Genomic DNA, 4670 nt, shown 5'->3' with positions numbered 1-4670 from the left:
GATCTGGGGATTTGCCTTCCGATGACGCTCGACGCCGCCCTCGCTGCCCGCATGTCCGGCATCGCGCTGGGCCATGTGACGCGCGAATACCCGCACAAGCTGGATCATGTGCTGGCGGGCGATGGCGATGCCCGCACGCCGCGGGATCTGCATCCGATGTTCTTTGGCAGTTTCGATTGGCACAGCTGCGTGCATGGCTGGTGGCTACTGCTGCGGCTGGCGCATTTGTTTCCCCATCACGCCCGGGCCGATGAAACCCGCGCGCTGGCCGCCGAAACCTTCACGCCAGACAAGGTGGCGGTGGAACGTGTCTATCTCGCCCGGCCGCTGTCGCGCGGGTTCGAGCGGCCCTATGGCTGGGCCTGGCTGCTCAAGCTCCACGCCGAAATGGCGTCTGCGAACAACCCCTTGGCGCCAGTTCTTGAACCATTCGCGCATGATTTCGCTGCGCATTGGCGCGCGATGCTGGGCAGCTTCACCTATCCCATCCGCACCGGCGCGCACGGCAACACCGCCTTCGCCCTCGTGCTCAGCGCCCAATGGGCCGCCGATCACGATCCCCAACTCTTCGCCCTGATGGCCGACAAGGCCCGCGCTTGGTACAGCACCGATCGCAGCGCTCAGGCCTGGGAACCCGATGGCGATGCCTTCCTGTCACCCACGCTGATGGAAGCGCTGGCCATGGCGACCCTGCTGCCAGCAACAGAGTTCCGGCGCTGGTTCCGCGCCTTCCTGCCCAAGGCGAAGCTGCAAACCCCTGCCAGCCTGTTCACCCCCGCCACCGTCACTGATCGCAGCGACGGCAAGATCGCACATCTCGATGGCCTCAACCTCTCCCGCGCCTGGGCGTTTCGCACGCTGGCCGCCAAACTCGGCCAGCGCGATTCCACCGCACCGGTGCTGCGCGCGGCTGCCGATGCGCACATCGCTACCGCCCTGCCCCACATTGCCGGCGATTATGCCGGGGAGCATTGGCTGGCCAGCTTTGCCCTCCTGGCGCTGGAGGCCTGAAGGCGATGCGCCGCTGCACGCGTCATTGGCTGCTTGGTGGGACCCTGGCCCTCGCGGCCGTGGGCGGGCTGAGCTGGCAAATGCTGCGCGAAACCCGCACTTCAGCCATCGCCACCGCTCCTCCCCGTGCCGCGCCCAGCCCCTTGCCACCGCCGCCGCCATCCAGCATCGCCTTGCCAGTGCGGGTTCCGCTGGCGCTGCTGGAAGCCGCGGTGAACGATGCGGTGCCGCAGCAGCTTTGGCAGGTGGATAAGCCCGGCAGCGTGTGCCTGAAGGCCGGCCGGGTGAACATGTTCGGCGCCAAGCTGAAACTTACACCGGATGTGAAGTGCCGCATCGTCGGCGATGTGATACGCGGCCCAATCCGGCTTTCCAGCCGAGGCGACAAATTGCACCTGGAAATGCCAGTGGCCGCCACGCTGGAAGCGCGCGACATCGGCGGCCTGAGCATGGGCAAGGGGGCCGAAGCCAAAGCCCTGATCACGGCCGATCTGGTGCCGGAACTGACGCGCGAAGGCAGGCTGACGGCGCGTATCCAACTGCGCTATGACTGGCGGCAGGAACCGACCGTTTCGATTTTGGGCCAGCAGATCAGGCTGACCGAGAAGGCCGACGAGAAGCTCGCGCCGATACTGGCCAAGATGGAGGCCGAACTGCCGCGCCGGCTGGCAACATTGCCGGTGCGATCGGAACTGGAAAAGCTGTGGCGGCAGGGCTTTACCGTGCAATCGATCAATCGCCGCAACCCCGCGGCCTGGCTGCGTCTTTCCCCGCAGGCGCTGGCGGTAGACGGCATGAAGGTGGAGCGCCGCGACCTGCGCATCGATGCACGGTTGGGTGCATTGGCCGAAGTGGTGCTGGGCCAGCAACCCGCCGCGCCTGTAGCCACGCCGTTGCCGGCCATCGGCAAAACGGGTGGCCCGCCGGGCCTGCTGCTGCACAGTGCCGTGCTGGCCGATCCGGCCACGTTGCAACGCCAGATCGACAAGGCGCTGGCCAAGGTGGCGGCGCGCGGTGTGCTGGTGCCGGAATGGGGCCGGGTGAAGGTACGCTTTGGCCCGTCCACCCTGTATGCCACGGAAGGCGGCAAGCTGGCGCTGGGGCTGCAGATCAGGGCGCGCGGGCCGCGCCAGTTGCTGGACACGCGTGGGCGCCTGTGGCTGACAGCGCGTCCGGAAACACAGCCGGACAGCGAGCGGATGCTGGTGCGTGATCTGGCGCTCGCCGCCCAACCCGGTGATGATGTGCAGTTGCCGCTGCTGGTGGCAGTTGCACAATCCGCCGAGGTGAAGGCTGCGCTGGAAGAAGCGCTGACTCAGGATTTCACGCGCGATTACACCAAGCTGCTGCGCAAGATCGATCGGGTGCTGGCCGAAGTGAAGATCGGCGAATTCCGCCTCGCCATGCGTCTGGACGAGGTACACCACGGCAAGGCGGTGGTGCTGGGCCAGGGCATCTACCTGCCGGTCACCGCCACCGGCAGTGCCCGACTGGATTATGCACCGATGCTTCAGCCCCGTCCGCGATAAGGCGGCTTGTTCGGCGGGCGCGGCCCCGTTCTGGGGCCAGCTCCGGGGCCGGACCGGGGGCCAGCACCACCGGGGTGCGACGGTCGCGCTGACAAGGTGCGCTGCTGCGGCGGGCGCTGCGCAGAGCGTTCTTGGGGCGGGCCGCCGGCCGGGCTGATATCGATCTGGTCTTCAGCGCTGTTGCCCTTGCGGGTGGCGTGGCGCTTCAGTGCGACCACAAAGCGTTCCGCCATGTCAGGTGCGATTTCCACCATGGTTTCGCCGGGGAAGATGCGGATGGCGCCGATATCAGGCTTGGTCACACCCCCACGCCGGCAGAGCAGCGGGATGATCCAGCGCGGATCGGCATTGTCACGGCGGCCCACATCGAGCCGGAACCACACGCCTTCGCCGCCGCGATCCCCACCCCCATCATTGCTGCGGCCCGCGTCGTTGCCTTGACGGGTATCGCGGCGCTCGGCGCGCGGGGCGGGGCCGGCGTCAACCAGCTCTTCGGCCTGCGGCAGGCGGGCACGGTGCATGCGCACCAGTGCGGCGGCAATCTCGTCGACACCGTGGCGGGTCAGTAGCTCCTCGCCCAGGCGCTTGTCCTCATCATCCAGTGCGCCAATGCCTTCGCCGATGTTTTCCAGCAGGCGCGTGCGGTCCTGTACGGCGATAGCTTCCAGTGTCGGCACCGGGGTCCATTCGGCCTTCACGCCGGCCCCTTGCAACATGCGCTCCACCCGGCGACGGGCGGGATAGGGCACGATCAGCACGGCGGTGCCCTTGGCGCCAGCACGGCCGGTGCGGCCGGAACGGTGCTGCAATGTTTCGGCGTCGCGCGGCACTTCAACGTGGATCACGAGGCTAAGCCCGGGCAGATCGATGCCGCGCGCGGCCACATCGGTGGCCACGCAAAGCCGCGCGCGACGGTCGCGCAGCGCCTGCAGCGCCTGGTTGCGTTCGGACTGGCTATGCTCCCCCGACAGCGCGACGGCGGCAAAGCCGCGCTCGGTCAGGCTGGCGTGCAGGCGGCGAACATTGTCGCGCGTGGCACAGAACAGCAATGCGGTCGGCGGTTCGTGGAAACGCAGCAGGTTGACCACGGCGGCTTCGATATCGGCAGGCGCGGTGGCAACGCATTGATAGGCGATATCGGTGTGGGCGCTGGCGCGGCCAGTGGTGGCAAGGCGCAGCGCATCCTTCTGATAATCGCGGGCCAGTTCGGCGATGCCCTTGGGCATGGTCGCCGAAAACATCAGGGTGCGGCGCTCCGGGGGGGCCGCATCCAGAATTTCTTCCAGATCCTCGCGGAAGCCCATGTCGAGCATCTCATCGGCTTCATCGAGCACGACGACCTTGCAGTTGTCGAGCATCAGCCCGCCGCGTTCGAGGTGATCGCGCAGGCGGCCCGGCGTGCCGACGACGATGTGCGTGCCAGCCGACAGCGAGCGCCGTTCGACCTGCTGGTTCATGCCGCCCACGCAAGTGGCAATGCGGCCGCGGGCGGGGGCATAAAGCCAGGCCAGTTCCTTGGCGACCTGCAGCGCCAGTTCGCGCGTCGGTGCGATCACCAGCGCCAGCGGGCGGGCCGGCGCGGGCAGGCTTTCGCCGCCCACCAGTAGATTTTCGGCCATGGCGAGGCCGAAGGCGACGGTCTTGCCCGAACCGGTCTGGGCAGAAACCAGCAAATCCCGGCCGCGGGCTTCATCGGCGATCACGGCGGATTGGACGGGGGTGAGTTCTTCGTAGCCGCGAGCTGCGATTGCCTGGGCCAGCGGCGCAGGGAGCGATTCAATGGTCATGCGCGGCCTATGGCGCAAATGGCGGTGAAAGGCGAATCAGGTTCACACAATAACAGCGCAAACCCGCTCATGCCGGGCTTGATCCTGTTCCAACCCCTCCCGCGAGCGGGAGGGGAGGATAGGCTGCCTCAGTAGACTTCAAACAGGCCGGCTGCGCCCATGCCGCCGCCCACACACATGGTGACGACCACATATTTCGCACCGCGGCGCTTGCCTTCGATCAGGGCGTGGCCGGTGCAGCGGGCGCCGGTCATGCCATAGGGGTGGCCGATCGAGATCGAGCCGCCGTTGACGTTGAGCAGCTCGTCAGGAATGCCCAGCTTGTCGCGGCAGTAGAGCACCT

3 protein-coding genes and 1 pseudogene are annotated in these 4670 nt (G+C 67.3%); 2 read left to right on the top strand and 2 right to left on the bottom strand.

All coding sequences use genetic code 11. The features are described from left to right. Nucleotides 1-21: 21 nt before the first annotated feature. The gene (locus RT662_RS09030; protein WP_313670385.1) at nucleotides 22-1011 is read left to right on the top strand and encodes a DUF2891 domain-containing protein; all 990 of its coding nucleotides are present in this window, start codon (nucleotides 22-24) and stop codon (nucleotides 1009-1011) included. Between the two features lie 80 nt (nucleotides 1012-1091). Then, on the top strand, nucleotides 1092-2540 hold the full coding sequence (locus tag RT662_RS09025; RefSeq protein WP_313670384.1) for a DUF4403 family protein: 1449 nt from the start codon (nucleotides 1092-1094) through the stop codon (nucleotides 2538-2540). On the opposite strand, the gene RT662_RS09020 is transcribed toward RT662_RS09025, so the two are convergent. Further along, nucleotides 2522-4327: a DEAD/DEAH box helicase gene (locus tag RT662_RS09020; RefSeq protein WP_313670383.1), complete on the bottom strand. Its 1806-nt coding sequence runs from the start codon at nucleotides 4325-4327 to the stop codon at nucleotides 2522-2524. The genes RT662_RS09025 and RT662_RS09020 overlap by 19 nt on opposite strands. A gap of 128 nt (nucleotides 4328-4455) precedes the next feature. After that, a pseudogene (locus RT662_RS09015) lies at nucleotides 4456-4670 on the bottom strand (acetyl-CoA C-acyltransferase); the annotation flags it as partial.

It is taken from the genome of Sandarakinorhabdus sp. (assembly GCF_032115815.1).
Classification (GTDB): domain Bacteria; phylum Pseudomonadota; class Alphaproteobacteria; order Sphingomonadales; family Sphingomonadaceae; genus Sandarakinorhabdus.
The sequence above is the reverse complement of the archived record's forward strand: the minus strand, read 5'-3'. Positions and strand labels throughout refer to the sequence as shown.